Below are 15749 nucleotides of genomic sequence, written 5' to 3' on the forward strand. Positions count from 1 at the left end.
TCTCAAACGGCGATTCTACGCCAAAGCTAGTGCTTCCGGCGCCTCGGGCGGAGGGCGGCTTGCTCCGCGCGCCGAATCTGCTGGAACGTCACGCGCCCCGCCCGCTTGAACGCCCGGTACGGGATGTACAGCTGCGGCGCGCGGATGCGGCGCGCCACCCACTCGCCGAAGATCACGCCGCCGGCCAGCGCCATGCACACGGCGATGGCGTTGAAGATGTTGCTCATCCCCACCACAATCTGCTCGTTGAGCACCGCGTAGAGGCCGCGGTAGATGCCTGAGCCGGGGAGGAACGGCGTCACGCCCGCCACCGCGGTGATCACGGGGTTGACCAAGTAGCGGCGGGAGATGAGACCGCCGGCCAGGCCAACCACGATGGAGCAGGCCGCGGTGGCGATGAACTTATCGGTGCCGAAGGGGATGAGGAAGATGTAGAACATCGCGGAGCCCGCGGCGGCAGTGAGCCCAGAAACAATGATGGCCAGGCGCTCCGCAAAGCAGGTCACGGCAAACGAGGCGGCGGCCAGCGCCCCGCCGATGATGCGCCAGCCGGCGCTGCTTAACGACGGCTTACCTAACATGGTTTCCAGCGGCGGCAGGGGCACTCCTAACAGCTCCGCCACGTACAGGCCGATGGCCACGCCCGCGACGATGCCGCCGGACGACAACATGGTCTGGAAGAAGCGGGAGGCCGCGGTGACAGGGGAGCCCGTGATGCCGTCGAAAAGCGACTGCACCAGCGTCAGGCCGGCCAACAGCACGATGATGCCGGTGGCGATGACCTGGCTGGGCACGATCGTGTGGCCGATCGAGGTGGAGAAGTCGTAGAAGATGGCGGCCGGGATGGTGGCGATAAAGCCGCCGATGACGCAGTGATAGAAGTACGGCAGCGAGTTGTGAGACAGGACCTTGTTGAAGCCCATGATGAGGAAGGCGGTGAGCCCGCCGACGAGCGCCATGAGGAGATCGCCGCCGAGCAGGATGGACACGGACGCGCCCATGACTGCCCACCCGGCCAGGTTGCGGGCGTTGCGGTAGGGGATGGGTTCGTTGTCGATGTCGTCGAGGATCTTCTCCGCCATCTCCGGCCGGGTGGCGCCCGCGCGGATCGAGCGGATAAGGCGGTCGGCCTCCTGCAGCTTGTGGTAGTTCTCGCTCATCATCGTGACCACGCGGAACACGTTCACCGGCGTGCGGCGCTGGACGCCCACGTTGGCGTTCATGGTGATGGTGTTCACCGTGATGTCCACGTGGCAGTAATGAAGGCCGTACGACGAGGTGACCGTGCGGATCTGGGCGATCGCGTCCGAGGACGTCGTGCCGTTGGCGATGAGGATCTCGCCGATCCGCGCGGCGATGTTCATGACCGCGGCCACCTGCGCGGGGTCCGTCAGATCGACGGGCGCGAGGACGGACGGGGGCGGGGAGGTGCGGGACTCGTCAATCGTGGCCACGTGGTCGCGCGAGCCACGCAGCCGCTGCCAATACTGCTCTAGTGATGCCACACGCGAAACACTATCGCGCCGACGTGTTTCGCGCACTCATCGGTCGATGTGTAAGATCCATGGGCATTGCTGGAGTGGCGCAATCGGTAGCGCAACGCACTTGTAATGCGTAGGTTGCGAGTTCAAGTCTCGTCTCCAGCTCCAATTTTTGCCGCCGAGGGGGAGGGGTGGTGGTCCTTGCGCGCGCTGCGCGGGCAGCGTTTAAAGGCCTTGATTTGGCTAAACCTTCGCTCTTTGGATATACCCCCACTTTTGCTCGACAGCCCCAAGACGACGTACAGCAAACGTACAGTGGAGGGGAGTTAAATGCTATCTGGTTAATTACCCATACAAAGGAGTGCATTTCATGGCTGAGAACCCAAAGGGCATCAAGGTGCTCGTCGTTGATGACGAGCCCAATATCGTCGAGCTGCTGACCGTCTCCCTGAAGTTCCAGGGATTCGAGGTAGAAAGCGCAAACTCCGGGCAGGAGGCGCTGACCATGGCGCGCGAGTACCGCCCGGATGCCTACATTTTGGACGTCATGATGCCGGGGATGGACGGCTTCGAGCTGCTGGGCAAGCTGCGCCAGGACGGCCTTGACGGCCCGGTGCTCTTCCTTACCGCCAAGGACGCGGTGGAAGACCGCATCCACGGCCTGACCATCGGCGCGGACGACTACGTAACCAAGCCGTTCTCCCTGGAGGAAGTCATCACCCGCCTGCGCGTCATCCTGCGTCGCGGCAACGTGACCGATGACGCCGACCACGACACCACCATCCGCTACGCGGACCTGACGCTGAACGACGAAACCCACGAGGTGACCAAGGCCGGCGAGATCATCGATCTCTCCCCGACCGAGTTCAACCTGCTGCGCTACCTCATGCTCAACGCGGAGGTCGTGCTGTCCAAGGCGAAGATCCTGGACAACGTGTGGCATTACGACTTCGGCGGCGACGGCAACGTCGTCGAGTCCTACATCTCCTATCTGCGTCGCAAGATTGACACCGGCGACGTGCCGCTGATCCAGACCGTGCGCGGCGTCGGCTACGTGCTGCGCACCCCGCGCCAGTAACCTGCGGCGTAGCGGTCCATGAAGGCGAAGCAGAAGCTCGCGGCCTGGTCGTACAACCAGGCCGCGCGGCCGTTGCAAAAGCAGCTGGTGTCCCTGGTGGTCGTGGTGGCCACCCTGGGCATCGTGCTGAGTTTTGCCACGGTCTTCTTCCTGATGCGCGGCATCCTCATGCAGCGCGTGGACGACCAGCTGCAGGAGGGCCTGGACAGCTGGGCGGGGCAGGGCACCTGGATCCCGTCAATCGGCGTGCCCAGCGAGTTTGCCCAGGCGACTTGGTTCCCCGGCTACCCGTACCCGTTCTCGCGCTACACCCCGCGGGGCAACCCGCCCGACTGGGAGCAGCTGACGGTCCTGGACCAGGCGCGCACCATCGGGTCGAAGAACGTGGATAGTTCGGCGTCGCTGACGCAGTGGAGGGCGGTGGCGTCGAAAAGCGATGACGGCACCATCACGCTGGTGGCGAAGCGGCTGGAATCAGAAAACCGCATTCTGCGCTGGCTCGCGGTGGTCGAAACGAGCCTGGGCGCCATTGCGATCCTGGCGATCGCCATCGCGGCGAGGACGCTGGTGAGAAGGTCGCTGACGCCGCTGCGCGAAGTAGAAGACACGGCGCTGGCCATTGCGGACGGCGATGTGGACCGCCGCGTCCCCGCCTGGTCGCGCGACACCGAGGTGGGCAAGCTGTCCTACGCCGTCAACACGATGGTGAGCCAGCTGCAGGACTCGGTCAATGACGCGCAGGGGAAAGAGGAGCAGATGCGGCGCTTCGTCGGCGACGCCTCCCACGAGCTGCGCACCCCGCTGACCAGCCTGCGCGGCTACGCCGAGCTCTACCGCAAGGGCATGGCCCCCGACGCGGACATGGTCATTGACAAGATCGAGGAAGAATCCGGCCGCATGCAGCTGCTGGTGGAGGACCTGCTCGCGCTCACCCGCGCGGAGGGCACCCGCCTGGACCGCAAAACCGTGGACATGCAAAAGGTCGTGGACTCCGCGGTCTCCTCGGCCCGGGCCGCCTACCCGGAGCGCTCCATCGAGGTGGACAACCAGTGCGTCCGGCCGCCGATGGTCAACGGCGACCCGGATCGCCTCCACCAGGTGCTCATGAACCTGATCAACAACGCGTTCAAGCACGGCGGCTCCGACGTGGATGTGACCATCACGCTGCGCGAAAACCTGGACCGCATCGTCATCGAGGTCGCGGACAACGGCCGCGGCATGGCGGAGGAGGACGCGGCGCGCATCTTCGACCGCTTCTACCGCGCGGACGCGTCGCGCCACCGCGCGGGCGGCGGCGGCTCCGGCCTGGGCCTGGCAATCACCAAGTCGCTCATCGAGCAGCACGAGGGCACCATCACCGTCGACACCGCGCCGGGCGAGGGTGCGACGTTCAAGATCTCGCTGCCGCTGCTGCGCGAGGTCAATGGCGCGACAGCGACAAAGGCGACAAAGGCTGCGCAGCCAGCCAAGGACGCCAAGACGCCGGAAAAGGACTAGTTCAGCGCCGCGCGGAGCGTCTCCGCGGCCGCGTCCATCTTCGCCGGGTCGGTCTCGTCGGCGCGCATGACGGTGGACAGGTTGTAGCCCGACATGTCGTTGGCGGGGAAGACGTGGATGTGCGCGTGCGGCACCTCGAACCCGGCGATGAGGTAGCCGGCGCGCTCGCACTCGAACTCGCTGACAATGGCGGCGCCGATGCGCTGCGCCACCGCATTCATCTTGGCCCACAGTTCGGGCTCGAGGTCGGTCCACTTGTCCACCTCTTTGACCGGCACGACCAGGGTGTGGCCGTACGCGATCGGCTCGATGGTGAGGAAGGCGGCGACGTCCTCGTCCTTGTACACGAAGCGTCCGGGGATCTCGCCGTCAATGATCTTTGTAAAGACTGTGCTCATACACTCAAACCGTACCTGTAAGTTTGAGGCCATGCGCATCCTTGTTATCGGTTCGGGCGGCCGCGAACACGCCCTGCTCAAAGGTCTGTCCGGCAACGAGCTCGTCGTCGCACCCGGCAACGCGGGTATGTCGACGCTGGCCAAGCAATTGCCTATCGACGCCACGTCACCCCAAGCCATCGTCGCCCTCGCCCGCGACGAGCAGGCGGAGCTCGTGGTGATCGGCCCGGAGGCCCCGCTGGTCACCGGCGCCGCCGACGCCCTGCGCGAGGAGGGCATCCCCGTCTTCGGCCCCACCAAGGCCGCGGCCCAGCTGGAGGGCTCGAAGGCGTTTGCCAAGGACGTCATGGCCGCCGCCGGCGTGCGCACGGCCCGCGCGCTGCGCGTCGCGCCGGAGGAGGGCGCGGCGGGCGTCGAAAAGGCTCTGGAGCAGTTCGGCCCGAACTACGTGGTCAAGGACGACGGCCTGGCCGGCGGCAAGGGCGTCGTGGTCACCACGGACCGCGCCGAGGCCGCGGCGCACGCGAAGGCGGTGCTCGAGGCGGGCAACCCGGTCCTGTTCGAGTCCTTCCTCGAAGGCCCCGAGGTCTCCCTGTTCTGCCTCGTTGACGGCGAAACCGTGGTCCCGCTGCTGCCCGCGCAGGACCACAAGCGCGCCTACGACAACGATAAGGGCCCGAACACCGGCGGCATGGGTGCCTACACCCCGCTGCCGTGGCTGCCGGCGGACGGCGTGCAGCGCATCGTCGACGAGGTCGCCGCCCCCGTCGCGCGCGAGATGGTCAACCGCGGCACCCCCTACCAGGGCCTGCTTTACGTCGGCGCGGCGTGGGGCCCGGAGGGCCCGGCCGTGGTGGAGTTCAACGCCCGATTCGGCGACCCGGAGACCCAGGCCGTGCTGTCCATGCTGGAGACCCCGCTCGCCGAGCCGCTGTACGCCGTGGCCACTGGCACGCTCGCGGACCTGCCGCCGCTGCAGTGGAAGGACGGCTACGCCGCGACTGTCGTGCTGGCCGCGGAGCACTACCCGGCCAGCCCCGCCAAGGGTGACGCGATCACGGGCGCGGAACTGGACAACCCGGACAAGGTGCTGCACGCGGGCACTGCGCGCACGGATGAGGGCTACGTGTCCGCGGGCGGGCGCGTGCTCAACGTGCTCGGCCACGGCGCGACGCTGGAGGACGCGATCGCCGACGCCTACCGCGTCATCGGGGGGATCGAGATGCGCGGGTCCTTCTACAGGAAGGATATTGGGCGGCGTGCGGTGGCGGGTGAGGTGAGCGTCGAGAAGCACTAGCCCCCTGTGCGATAATTGGCGCGTGACTGAGAAGCCTGCAAACCCCAACGTCCTGTCCAACCGCTACGCCTCGCCGGAGATGGCGAGGCTGTGGAGCGCCGAGCACAAGATCATCCTCGAGCGACAGCTGTGGATCGCCGTCATGCGCGCCCAGCGTGAGCTCGGCGTGGAGATCCCGCAAGAGGCTATCGACGCCTACGAGTCCGTCATCGACCGCGTCGACCTGAGCTCCATCGCGGAGCGGGAGCGCGTCACGCGCCACGACGTGAAGGCGCGCATCGAGGAGTTCAACGCGCTCGCCGGCTACGAGCACATCCATAAGGGGATGACCAGCCGCGACCTGACCGAGAACGTCGAGCAGCTGCAGATCGTGCGCGCGCTCGAACTGGTCCGCGGCAAGGCGGTCGCGCTGCTCAAGGCCGTGGGCAACCGGGCGTCCGAGTACAAGTCGCTGGTGATGGCAGGCCGCTCCCACAACGTGGCGGCGCAGGCGACCACCCTGGGCAAGCGCTTCGCGTCCGCGGCCGACGAGATCTTGGTCGCCGTAGACCGCATCGAGTCGTTGCTTGACAGCTACCCGCTGCGCGGCATCAAGGGCCCGATGGGGACGGCGCAGGACATGCTCGACCTCATGGGCGGAGACGAGGCGAAGCTCGCCGAGCTGGAATCCAAGGTGGCCGGCCACCTGGGCTTTGACACCGTGTTCGACTCCGTCGGCCAGGTCTACCCGCGCTCCCTGGACTTCGAGGCGATCTCCGCGCTGGTCCAGCTCGGCGCCGGCCCGTCCTCGCTGGCCACCACGATCCGCCTCATGGCCGGCAACGAGACGGTGACCGAGGGCTTCAAGGAGGGCCAGGTCGGCTCCTCCGCCATGCCGCACAAGATGAACGCGCGATCCTGCGAGCGCGTCGGCGGCTTCCAGGTCATCCTGCGCGGCTACCTCACCATGGCCGCTGACCTGGCCGGGCAACAGTGGAACGAGGGCGACGTGTTCTGCTCCGTCGTGCGCCGCGTCGCGCTGCCGGATGCGTTCTTTGCCATCGACGGGCAGCTGGAGACCTTCCTCACCGTCCTCGACGAGTTCGGCGCGTTCCCCGCCATGATCACCCGCGAACTGGACCGCTACCTGCCGTTCCTGGCCACCACCCGCATCCTCATGGCGTCTGTGCGCGCCGGGGTGGGCCGCGAGACCGCCCACGAGGTGATCAAGGAAAACGCCGTCGCCATGGCCCTGGACATGCGGGAAAACGGCGCCGAGCAGAACCTGGTCGAGCGTCTTGCCGACGACGATCGCCTGCCGCTGGATCTCGCGCAGCTCGAGGAGGCCCTCGCGGACCGGCACGCGTTCATCGGCGCCGCAGAGTCGCAGGTCGACCGCGTGCTCACGCGTATCGACGCCCTCGTGCACAAGTACCCCGACGCCGCCAACTACCGCCCAGGCGAGATCCTGTAGCTCGCCGCAGCCGGGGGGCGGCGGGCGTAGTCGGTGCGGTCTGCGTCTAAAAGGAGCTAGCTCCGTTTGGGGTTGGTGTTGAACGGCGACCTGGGGTTTTGTCGGTGGCTCGCGTCTAGATGGAGCTAGCTCCGTTTGGGGTTGGTGTTGAACGGCGACCTGGGGTTTTGCTGGTGGTTCGCGTGTAGATGGAGCTAGCTCCGTTTGGAAGGAGCAGCGCCGACCGCCGACCCGGGGCGGGGTCTACTCCGCCCAGCGGACGCCGGTGGCGTCGAGGCGCACGCCGGTAGCGGGGACGCCGGGGTCCACGCGACGCTCCCAGGATGCGAGCGCGGTGGTGTAGGCGCGGCCTTCCTCCAGGTCAGCGGTGTAGCCGGAGGGGGCGCCGCTGCCCATGTCGCAGTACGCCTCCGCCGCGGACGGCGAAGCGGCCCCAGGCACAGCACCAGCCCCAGCCCGCGAACCAGACCCAGCCCGCGACCCAGAACCCGACCCGTCGCCGAGGCCCGTGCCGCTGCCCGGCTGGGATGGGACGGAGTTGGCGGTGAGGGTTGTGGAGGGGGCGGGGGTGGCGTCGATAAGCGAAAGCTCCGGCACGGGCACCGTGGGGCCGGTGGGGTTGCTGCCGATGGCGACGGGCGTGAGCGTGACCGGGAAGCAGGTGAACGCGGCGAACCGCTGCGGGTCGGGCGAGCGGAGGTTGTTGGCGGCTTGGGTGCCGGTGATGCGGCGCGGGCGCTCGACGGTGACCTCCCACTGCACCTGGGTGCCGGTTGCGGGGTCCTCGGTGGCGACGCGCGCGGTGTCGCCGAAGCGGAGGACGGCGTTGTCGCGGGTGGGGGCGAAGTCGGGCATGTCGGCGGCGTCCGTGCTGGCGGGTTGCGGCGAGCACGCGGCGAGTGCAGCGACGAGCGGCAGCGCGAGCAACACTGGGAGGCGAGAGACCATGCGGAACATGGTAGTGCCGCGGTATATGCTTGGTGCCATGCGTCCAGAGCTTTCTGACTACACTCACCTTTCCGGCGGCAAAGTCCGCGAGATTTACCAGGTAGATGCGGACACCTTGCTCATGGTGGCCTCGGATCGCATCTCCGCGTTCGACTTCTCGCTCGAGCCCGAGATCCCGGACAAGGGGCGGATTCTCACCGCAACGTCGATGTTTTTCTTCGACCTGCTGGACGGGATTCCAAACCACCTCGCGGGGCCGATCGATGATCCGCGGATCCCGGAGGAGGTGCTGGGCCGCGCGATGGTGGTGAAGAAGCTGGACATGATCGACTTCGAGTGCGTCGCCCGCGGCTACCTCACCGGCTCGGGCAAGAAGGAATACGACGAGCGCGGCATGGTCTGCGGCGTGAAGCTGCCCGAGGGCCTCGTCGAGGCGTCGAAGCTGCCGGAGCCGATTTTCACCCCGGCGACGAAGGCCGCGCAGGGCGATCACGACGAAAACGTGACGTTCAAGTACATGGCGGGCAAGATCGGCACCGAGCTGGCGGAGCGCCTGCGCGATCGCACCCTCGAGGTCTACTCGCGCGCCGCGGAGTACGCGGAGACCAAGGGCATCATTCTGGCGGACACCAAGTTCGAGTTCGGCCTGGACAGCAACGGGGAGCTCGTGCTTGCCGACGAAGTCCTGACCCCGGATTCCTCCCGCTACTGGCCCGCCGATTCCTACAAGGAGGGGCAGAAGCAGCCCAGCTTTGACAAGCAGTACGTGCGCAACTGGCTCACCGGCCCGAAGTCTGGCTGGCGCCCCTCGGAAGGCACGCAGCCGCCGGAGCTGCCGGGCTCCGTGGTGGAGGCCACGCGCGATCGCTACATCGAGGCGTACGAGCGCCTGAGCGGCGAGAAGTTCGGCGACTGGCCGGGCGCCAACGCGTAAGCGCGGTGCCCTAGGCTGGGTTCCTATGGATTTCCCGAAGGCACCGAAGCACCCGATCACCCGCTCGTTCCACGGCCGCGACTTCGTGGACAACTACGAGTGGCTGCGCGACAAAGACAGCCCGGAGACGATCGCGTACCTGGAGGCGGAAAACGCCGCCACTGAGCAGGCCACCGCGCTCCTGAGCGATCTGACCGACGCGATCTACGGCGAGATCAAGTCGCGCGTGAAGGAAACGGATATGTCCGTGCCGCAGCGCGCGGGCGACTGGTGGTACTACGGCCGCACCATCGAGGGCAAGAACTACGCCCTCTCGTGCCGCGTCCCCGCCGCCGACGACCCCTGGACCCCACCCGAGGTCTCGGAGGAGATGCCCGGGGAGCAGGTGCTTATCGACGCCAACGAGCTCGCCGACGGCCACGAATTCTTTTCCATCGGCGCCTCCTCGGTCACCACCTCTGGCCGCCTCCTGGCCTACTCGGTGGACACCACCGGCGACGAGCGCTTCGACCTGCGCATCAAGGATCTGGAGACCGGCGAGCTGCTCCCGGACGTCATTGAGGGCGTCTTCTACGGCGCGACCTGGGCCGGCGATGACTACCTGTTCTACGTCCGCTGCGACGACGCCTGGCGGCCCCACCAGATCTGGCGCCATAAGGTGGGCACGGACGCGGCCGAGGACGCGCTGGTCTTCGAGGAGAAGGACGAAAAGTTCGGCGTGGGCGTGGGCGGTGACCGCGCGGAGCGCTTCCTCTACATCCTGTCCTCGTCGTCCCTGACTACCGAGTACCGCGTCGCCCCGCTCGAGGATCCCACCGCCGAGTTCCAGGTGATGTGGCCGCGCGAGGAGGGCGTGGAGTACCACCCGGACTACGCCGCGCTGGGGGACCGCGAGTACTGGCTGGTCACGCACAACGCCGCGGGGCCGAACTTCGCGGTGAGCGCCACCCCGATCGCCGACGGCCTCGCCACCGAGCTACCGGACCTGCGCGACCTGCCCGTCATCGTCCCGCACTCGGACACCACCCGCATCGAGGGGCTGGACGTCTACCGCGACTTCGTGTTCATGTCGTACCGCCGCGGCGGGATCTCGCGCCTGGCCGTTGCGCCGCTCACGGGCGAGGACTTCGCTCCCTTCGAGGAGCTGGAGTTCTCCGAGGAGCTCTACACCGCGAGCCTGGCCGGCAACCCGGAGTGGGACGCGCCCGTGGTCCGGGTGGGCTACACCTCGTACACGCAGCCGTCGCAGCTGTTGGATTACCGGGTCGAGGACGGCTCGTTCACCCTGCTCAAGGAGCAGGAGGTTGAGGGCGGCTACGACCCGGACGAGTACGTGGCTGAGCGGATCTGGGCGAAGGCTGAGGACGGGGTGGAGATTCCGGTGTCGGTTGTGCGTCGAAAAGCGACTGCCCCGAACGCTTCGCCCACCTTGCTGTACGGCTACGGCTCGTACGAGGCGTCGATGGACCCGGGGTTCTCCATCGCGCGGCTGTCGCTGCTGGACCGCGGGATGGTGTGGGCGTGCGCGCACGTGCGCGGCGGCGGCGAGATGGGCCGCAGCTGGTACGACCAGGGCAAGATGCTGCACAAGAAGAACACGTTCACGGACTTCATCGCGTGCGCTGACACGCTCATCCAGCTGGGCATGACCGATCCGGAGCACCTCGTCGCCGAGGGCGGCTCTGCGGGCGGGCTGCTCATGGGCGCGGTGGCGAACATGGCGCCGGAGAAGTTCGCGGGCATCCAGGCGATCGTGCCGTTCGTGGACCCGCTGACCTCCATCCTCAAGCCCGAGCTGCCGCTCACCGTCGGCGAGTGGGAGGAGTGGGGCGACCCGTACCACGACCCCGAGGTCTACGACTACATGGCCGGTTACGCGCCCTACGAGAACATCACCGCGCAGGACTACCCCGACATCCTCGCCGTGACCAGTCTCAACGACACCCGTGTGCTCTACGTTGAGCCCGCGAAGTGGGTGGCCAAGCTACGCGAGCACGCCACCGGCGGAGAGATTTTGCTCAAGACCGAAATGTCCGCGGGCCACGGCGGCGTGTCCGGCCGCTACGCCAAGTGGAAGCAGACGGCGTTCGAGTACGCGTGGACGTTGGTGAAGAGCAAAGCCGTGGCCGCTGTGGGAGAATAGCGGGTATGTCTGGTCGCGTTCTCGTCTCAATTTCGTCCATTTTTGATGACACGCTCGATGACGTAGTCCGGCTCGTCGAGGGCCTGGACCGCAAGCGCGTGCCGGTGTCGTTGCTTGTCGCGCCGCACATCGACAAGAAGTGGCACCTGGCCAAGGACTCGCGCACGCGCGGCTGGCTCCTCGAGCAGGCCGAGCACCGCGCCCTGCTCCTCAACGGTTTCGACCAGGCGGTTCAGGGCCGCCGCTCCGAGTTCGCGTCGCTCGGCGAGCACGAAGCGCGCCTGCGCCTCACCGGCGCGACCCGCCAGATGGAGGCGCTCGGTTTCCACCTCGACATGTTCGCCCCGCCGCGCTGGCGCATGTCCCCAGGCACACTCGGCGTGCTCCCGGACTTCGGGTTCCGCCTCGCCGTGTCAACGAAGGGCATCTATTCGCTTACCGACGCCACCGCCACCCCCTTCACCCGCTGCCGCAACCTCTCCGTCGGCGAGGGCTACGGCACGGCCAAGTGGTGGCGACGCAACATCATCGCTGCCGCCGTCCGCGGTGCGGAGAAGGGCAACACGCTCCGCCTGTCCATCTCCGCCCGCGAGCTGCACAAGAAGAAGGTCCGCCGCGATTTCACCGCGGCCATCCTGTGCGCCCAGGCCAACGGCGCAGAGCCCGCCGACTACAGGGCGTTCCTGTAGTCGGCGGGTTTCCTCGCGGCTTGCTCAGCGAGGTCTTTAGCGCAGACCCAGCTGGTTGAGCAGATCGTTCACCTGCTGCGGCATGAAGTGGTACGCAGCCGCGCCCGCGAGGCCGAGCCCCGCGATAAGCGCAGCGATGATGCCGAGGATCGTGCCGAAGGTGGAGCTGCCGTTCGCGGACGTGCCCTGGTCGCCGCCGTCCTGGATCGGCTTCTGCGGCTGCTTCGGTGCGTCCGGCTGCACCTTGCCGGCCTTCTGGGTGGTGCCGTCGGTGAAGGTGATGACGAGGTTGCCCTCGCCGTCAACCTCGACCTTCTCAACGCCGCGGCCGTCCTTGCCGTCGGTGCCGTTGGCGCCGTCCTTGCCATCCTGGCCGTCGGTGCCGGTGGCGCCGTCCTGGCCAGCGATCGGGCCGACCTTCTGGCTGGTGCCGTCGGTGTAGGTCACCTCGAGCTCGCCGTCGACGACCTCGAAGCCAGCAACGCCGCGGCCGGCAGCGCCGTCAGCGCCGTCCTGGCCGTCTTTACCCGCAGCGCCGTCCTTACCGTCGGTGCCATCAGTGCCATCCTCGCCGCTGGTGCCGTTGACCTTGCCAGCGTTCTCGGCGTGGCCATCGTTGTAGTGGACGATCAGCTCGCCATCCTCGTTGATGGCAACGGACTCGATGCCACGGCCGTCGTTGCCGTCCTGTCCGTCCTTGCCATCGCTGCCGTTGGCACCGTTGGCGCCGTCCTTGCCGGCGGCGCCGGGTTCGCCCTTTTCGCCTTGCTCGCCCTTGGCGCCGTCCTTGCCGGCGGCGCCGGGTTCGCCCTTGTCGCCTTTGTCGCCCTTTTCGCCTTGCTCGCCCTTGGCGCCGTCCTTGCCGGCGGCGCCGGGTTCGCCCTTGTCGCCTTTGTCGCCCTTCTCGCCCTTCTCGCCCTTGGCGCCGTCCTTACCGTTAGCGCCGTCAACGCCGTCGGTACCGTCCTTGCCAGGCTCGCCGGCGTCGCCCTTGTCGCCCTTCTCGCCCTTGGCGCCATCCTTGCCGTCAACGCCGTCTTTGCCGTCCTTACCAGCGGCGCCGTCCTCGCCGGTGACCTTGCCCAGGTCGACCGGGTTGTCCTTGTCGTCGGAGTAGGTCACCCACAGGTGGCCGTCGTCAAGCACCTCTGCCTTGACAATGGTGCGGCCTTCGGTGGGCTCGTCGTCAAGCAGCTCCGGATCGACGGTGATGTTGAAGCCGACCTTGACCGGGTCGTGATCGGAGGAGCGGAACGGGTTGCCGTAGCCGTAGAGCTTGTCGTCGCCACTGCCAAAGAAGTCCTGCGCGTTGTAGTTGCGGCGGGAGTACTCGAAGGCTACGGACTCGTCGCCGTTGATGTTCCACACCGCGGAGTCCTGGACCAGGTCGCTTGCGGACGTGTTGGCCAGCACGTGGTCGAGGGTACCGAGGCGGCCACCGAACTGGTAGGACGCTTGGTTGAAGTCCTTCTCGTGGTGGACCAGGGTGAAACCTCCACCCTTGATGGTCTTGATGGCGTCCTCCTTGGTGTAGGAGTTCAGGTCGCCGAGAATGAAGGTTGGCAGGTCGGTCCATTTGCCTTCCTTGTTCAGGTGATCAATGAGCGCCTGTGCCTGGTCCGCGCGAACCTTCGGGTTGTTGCCCTGGCCGTCTCCGGAATCCTTGTCGCCGCGAGCAACGGAGCCCTTGGACTTGAAGTGGTTGACCACGGCCACGAAGTTGTCGCCGCCCTCGGCCGGCTCGAATTCCTGGGCCAGCGGCTGGCGGGCAGTGCCGGTGAAGGCCGGGTCGTTGAAGATCTTGGACTCGCCGACCGGGCGGACCTTGTCCTTTTGGTAAATGAACGCGACGCGGATGTAGTCCTCGTCGTTGCCGAGCTGGGTCGGGGACTTCACCAGGTCCCACTTCTCCTCGCCCGCGGCGTCGTTGAGCGCGTCCACCAGGTTCTGCAGGGTCTCGTCGCGCTTGGTCACGTCACCGGTGACGGTCGCAGTGTTCTCAATCTCGGAGAGGCCGAGCACGTCGACGTCCAGCGTGTTAATCGCGGTGACGATCTTGGCCTGCTGGTCCTTGAACGCATCCTCGGTGTACGCGCCGCGGACCTTGCAGCGGTTGGACCCGACAGGGGTGCCGTTCATGTCCTCGTATGCCTTGCATTTGGTCTCGTCCTGGCCCAGGGAGTTGAAGTAGTTCAGGACGTTGAAGAAGCCGAGGGAGAAGTCGCCCTTCACGGTGCCCGGCACGTCGATGGACTTCGCGCGGGAGTCCTCCCACGTGATCGGCAGCTCGTCGGCGGCGTTCTTGCCGGTGATCGGCTGCAGCGGCTGGAAGCGCCACTGGTCGAAGGAATAGTCGACGACCACGTCGGTCTGGAACTCCACCTGGTCGGTGGTGCGGATGGACTTCACGCCGTTATCCGAGGTGACCAGGTAAGGCAGCGGGGTGTTCTTATCCGTGCGGAAGTAATTCTTGGTGCGGCCGTCGTCCAGGTACACCAGCTGAGCTGCAGCGTCAGCCTCGTACTTGCGGTAGCCGTCGACGCTCGGTGCGTTCTTGTCGGTGAAGTTGTAGATCGGCTCGGTGCCCGCCACCAGGCCGAGGTCACCGGTGTTGTTCAGGTTGTAGTTGTCGGTCACGGTGTAGGTGCCCGGGCGGACCAGCATGCCCTCGTAGGGCTCGCGGGCGTCGTCGCCAGCCGGCAGCTCGTCGATAGCGATCGCCTTCGGCGCGTCGAGCTCCTCGTCCAGCTTCTGCTTGGAGGAAACGGTGATCTGGGTCTGCTTGTTGTACTCGGAGACCTTGCCGGTGACCTGAAGGGACTCGCCGCGCTGCGGGAAGTCGTTGTTCCCGCCCATGTAGACGAAGATGCCGTCGGACGCGTCGCCGGCTTTCTTTTCTGCGCCGCCGGTGCCCGCGGTCTGCAGGAAGAAGCCGTTCTTGCCGCCCTCATCGTACACGGCGGTGACGACGCCCTTGACGGTGACAGTCTGGCCTTTCAGCGGGGATTCGGCGCCGGTGCCCTGGACCTCGGCGATCGGGGTGATCGCGCCGGGCTCCGGGGCGGGCTGCGCGGGGTCGGACGGTTCAGAGGGCTCAGCGGTGTCGGTCGGCTCAGCCGGCACGACCTGGTCGTTGCCGGAGCCCTGCGGGCTCGGCGTGGCCGCAGCGAAGTCGGCGGCGTTGTCGTCGGTGTCTACGCCTGCCTCGTTGCGCTGGATGGAGGTGGAGTTCGACGTCGATTCGGCGACATTGCCCTCGAAGTTCTTCGCCCCGCCCCAGCCGACGAGGTCGACCTGGTTGCCGGAGGCGTCGGTAAGCACTGCACTCGCTGCTTCGTTGCCGAAGTTGAACTTGCTCTCGTAGTCGGCATTTTCGAGCGGGTTAGACGTGTCGTTGCCTGCCGAGCCCTTGACCAGGAAATACCCGCCGGCTGGAACAACGCCGCTCAGTGTCGCGGTGCTGCCCGTGTTGCCCTTCACGGACTGCTGGTCGAGGACCCATCCGGCAAGGTCGATGTCCTTGTCGGTGGGGTTGTACAGCTCGACAAAGTCGTTGGAGATGGTGGAGCCGGAGTTGCCGCCGCCTCCGTAGACCTCGTTGATGACCACGTTGGAGCCGTCGGTAGCCGCGTGCGCGGTGGGGACGGTGATGGTGCCGGCGGCGAGCGCGACGATGAACGCTGCGGAGAACCCGTGGCGGTGGTTGAAACGCATGTGGAACCCTTTGCTGAGAGGATGGAGTAATTTCCCAGTTAAAATAACGCCGGTCGCTAGGCTGCGCTGGGTATAAACTCAGTAAAAACTTAAAGTTCAGGCATTGTTCATCTGTTA

Annotated in this window: 11 protein-coding genes and 1 tRNA gene; 8 read left to right on the forward strand and 4 right to left on the reverse strand. The window is 66.7% G+C overall.

The annotated features are described in order from the left end of the window. Nucleotides 1–26: 26 nt before the first annotated feature. A complete protein-coding gene (locus CKJ84_RS09050) occupies nt 27–1364 on the reverse strand; it encodes a threonine/serine exporter ThrE family protein (RefSeq protein ID WP_095546764.1) in 1338 nt (445 codons plus the stop codon). Nucleotides 1365–1573: 209 nt separating this feature from the next. On the opposite strand from CKJ84_RS09050, the gene CKJ84_RS09055 reads away from it, so the two are divergent. From CKJ84_RS09055 to CKJ84_RS09065, 3 genes are all read left to right on the forward strand, one after another. Beyond that, nucleotides 1574–1649: transfer RNA gene (locus tag CKJ84_RS09055), tRNA-Thr, on the forward strand. A 202-nt stretch (nt 1650–1851) separates the two neighbouring features. Further along, on the forward strand, nt 1852–2559 hold the full coding sequence (locus CKJ84_RS09060) for a response regulator transcription factor (protein WP_095278712.1): 708 nt from the start codon (nt 1852–1854) through the stop codon (nt 2557–2559). 18 nt (nt 2560–2577) lie between these two features. Further along, nucleotides 2578–4056, forward strand: coding sequence for a cell wall metabolism sensor histidine kinase WalK (locus CKJ84_RS09065; RefSeq protein ID WP_095546725.1), 1479 nt, complete (start codon nt 2578–2580; stop codon nt 4054–4056). Here CKJ84_RS09065 and CKJ84_RS09070 read toward each other — a convergent pair. Further along, the gene (locus CKJ84_RS09070) at nt 4053–4454 is read right to left on the reverse strand and encodes an HIT family protein (RefSeq protein ID WP_095546726.1); all 402 of its coding nucleotides are present in this window, start codon (nt 4452–4454) and stop codon (nt 4053–4055) included. The two genes, CKJ84_RS09065 and CKJ84_RS09070, sit on opposite strands and share 4 nt — an antisense overlap. Before the next feature lie 31 nt (nt 4455–4485). Between CKJ84_RS09070 and purD the strand changes: the two genes are divergently transcribed. After that, a complete protein-coding gene (gene purD / locus CKJ84_RS09075) occupies nt 4486–5751 on the forward strand; it encodes a phosphoribosylamine--glycine ligase (protein ID WP_095546727.1) in 1266 nt (421 codons plus the stop codon). A 22-nt stretch (nt 5752–5773) separates the two neighbouring features. Further along, nucleotides 5774–7204 carry an adenylosuccinate lyase gene (purB, locus tag CKJ84_RS09080; RefSeq protein WP_095546728.1) on the forward strand — a complete coding sequence of 477 codons (1431 nt, stop codon included), beginning with the start codon at nt 5774–5776 and terminating at the stop codon, nt 7202–7204. Nucleotides 7205–7447: 243 nt separating this feature from the next. Here purB and CKJ84_RS09085 read toward each other — a convergent pair whose 3' ends face one another. After that, nucleotides 7448–8191 (reverse strand): hypothetical protein, encoded by a 744-nt coding sequence (locus CKJ84_RS09085; RefSeq protein ID WP_158221689.1) that lies wholly within the window; start codon nt 8189–8191, stop codon nt 7448–7450. On the opposite strand from CKJ84_RS09085, the gene CKJ84_RS09090 reads away from it, so the two are divergent. The 3 genes from CKJ84_RS09090 to CKJ84_RS09100 are packed head-to-tail and all read left to right on the forward strand — an operon-like array spanning nt 8190 to nt 11918. Then, nucleotides 8190–9086 (forward strand): phosphoribosylaminoimidazolesuccinocarboxamide synthase, encoded by an 897-nt coding sequence (locus tag CKJ84_RS09090; RefSeq protein ID WP_095546765.1) that lies wholly within the window; start codon nt 8190–8192, stop codon nt 9084–9086. The genes CKJ84_RS09085 and CKJ84_RS09090 overlap by 2 nt on opposite strands. A gap of 25 nt (nt 9087–9111) precedes the next feature. Then, nucleotides 9112–11229, forward strand: coding sequence for a S9 family peptidase (locus tag CKJ84_RS09095; protein ID WP_095546730.1), 2118 nt, complete (start codon nt 9112–9114; stop codon nt 11227–11229). Between the two features lie 5 nt (nt 11230–11234). Further along, complete coding sequence (locus CKJ84_RS09100) at nt 11235–11918, forward strand: DUF2334 domain-containing protein (RefSeq protein ID WP_095546731.1); 684 nt, start codon at nt 11235–11237, stop codon at nt 11916–11918. A 36-nt stretch (nt 11919–11954) separates the two neighbouring features. Here the strand turns inward: CKJ84_RS09100 and CKJ84_RS09105 are convergent, their stop codons facing one another. Continuing rightward, nucleotides 11955–15632: an ExeM/NucH family extracellular endonuclease gene (locus CKJ84_RS09105; RefSeq protein ID WP_095546732.1), complete on the reverse strand. Its 3678-nt coding sequence runs from the start codon at nt 15630–15632 to the stop codon at nt 11955–11957. Nucleotides 15633–15749 lie beyond the last annotated feature (117 nt).

The sequence above is a fragment of the Corynebacterium sp. NML 120412 genome (assembly GCF_002285155.1).
Lineage (GTDB): Bacteria > Actinomycetota > Actinomycetes > Mycobacteriales > Mycobacteriaceae > Corynebacterium > Corynebacterium gottingense.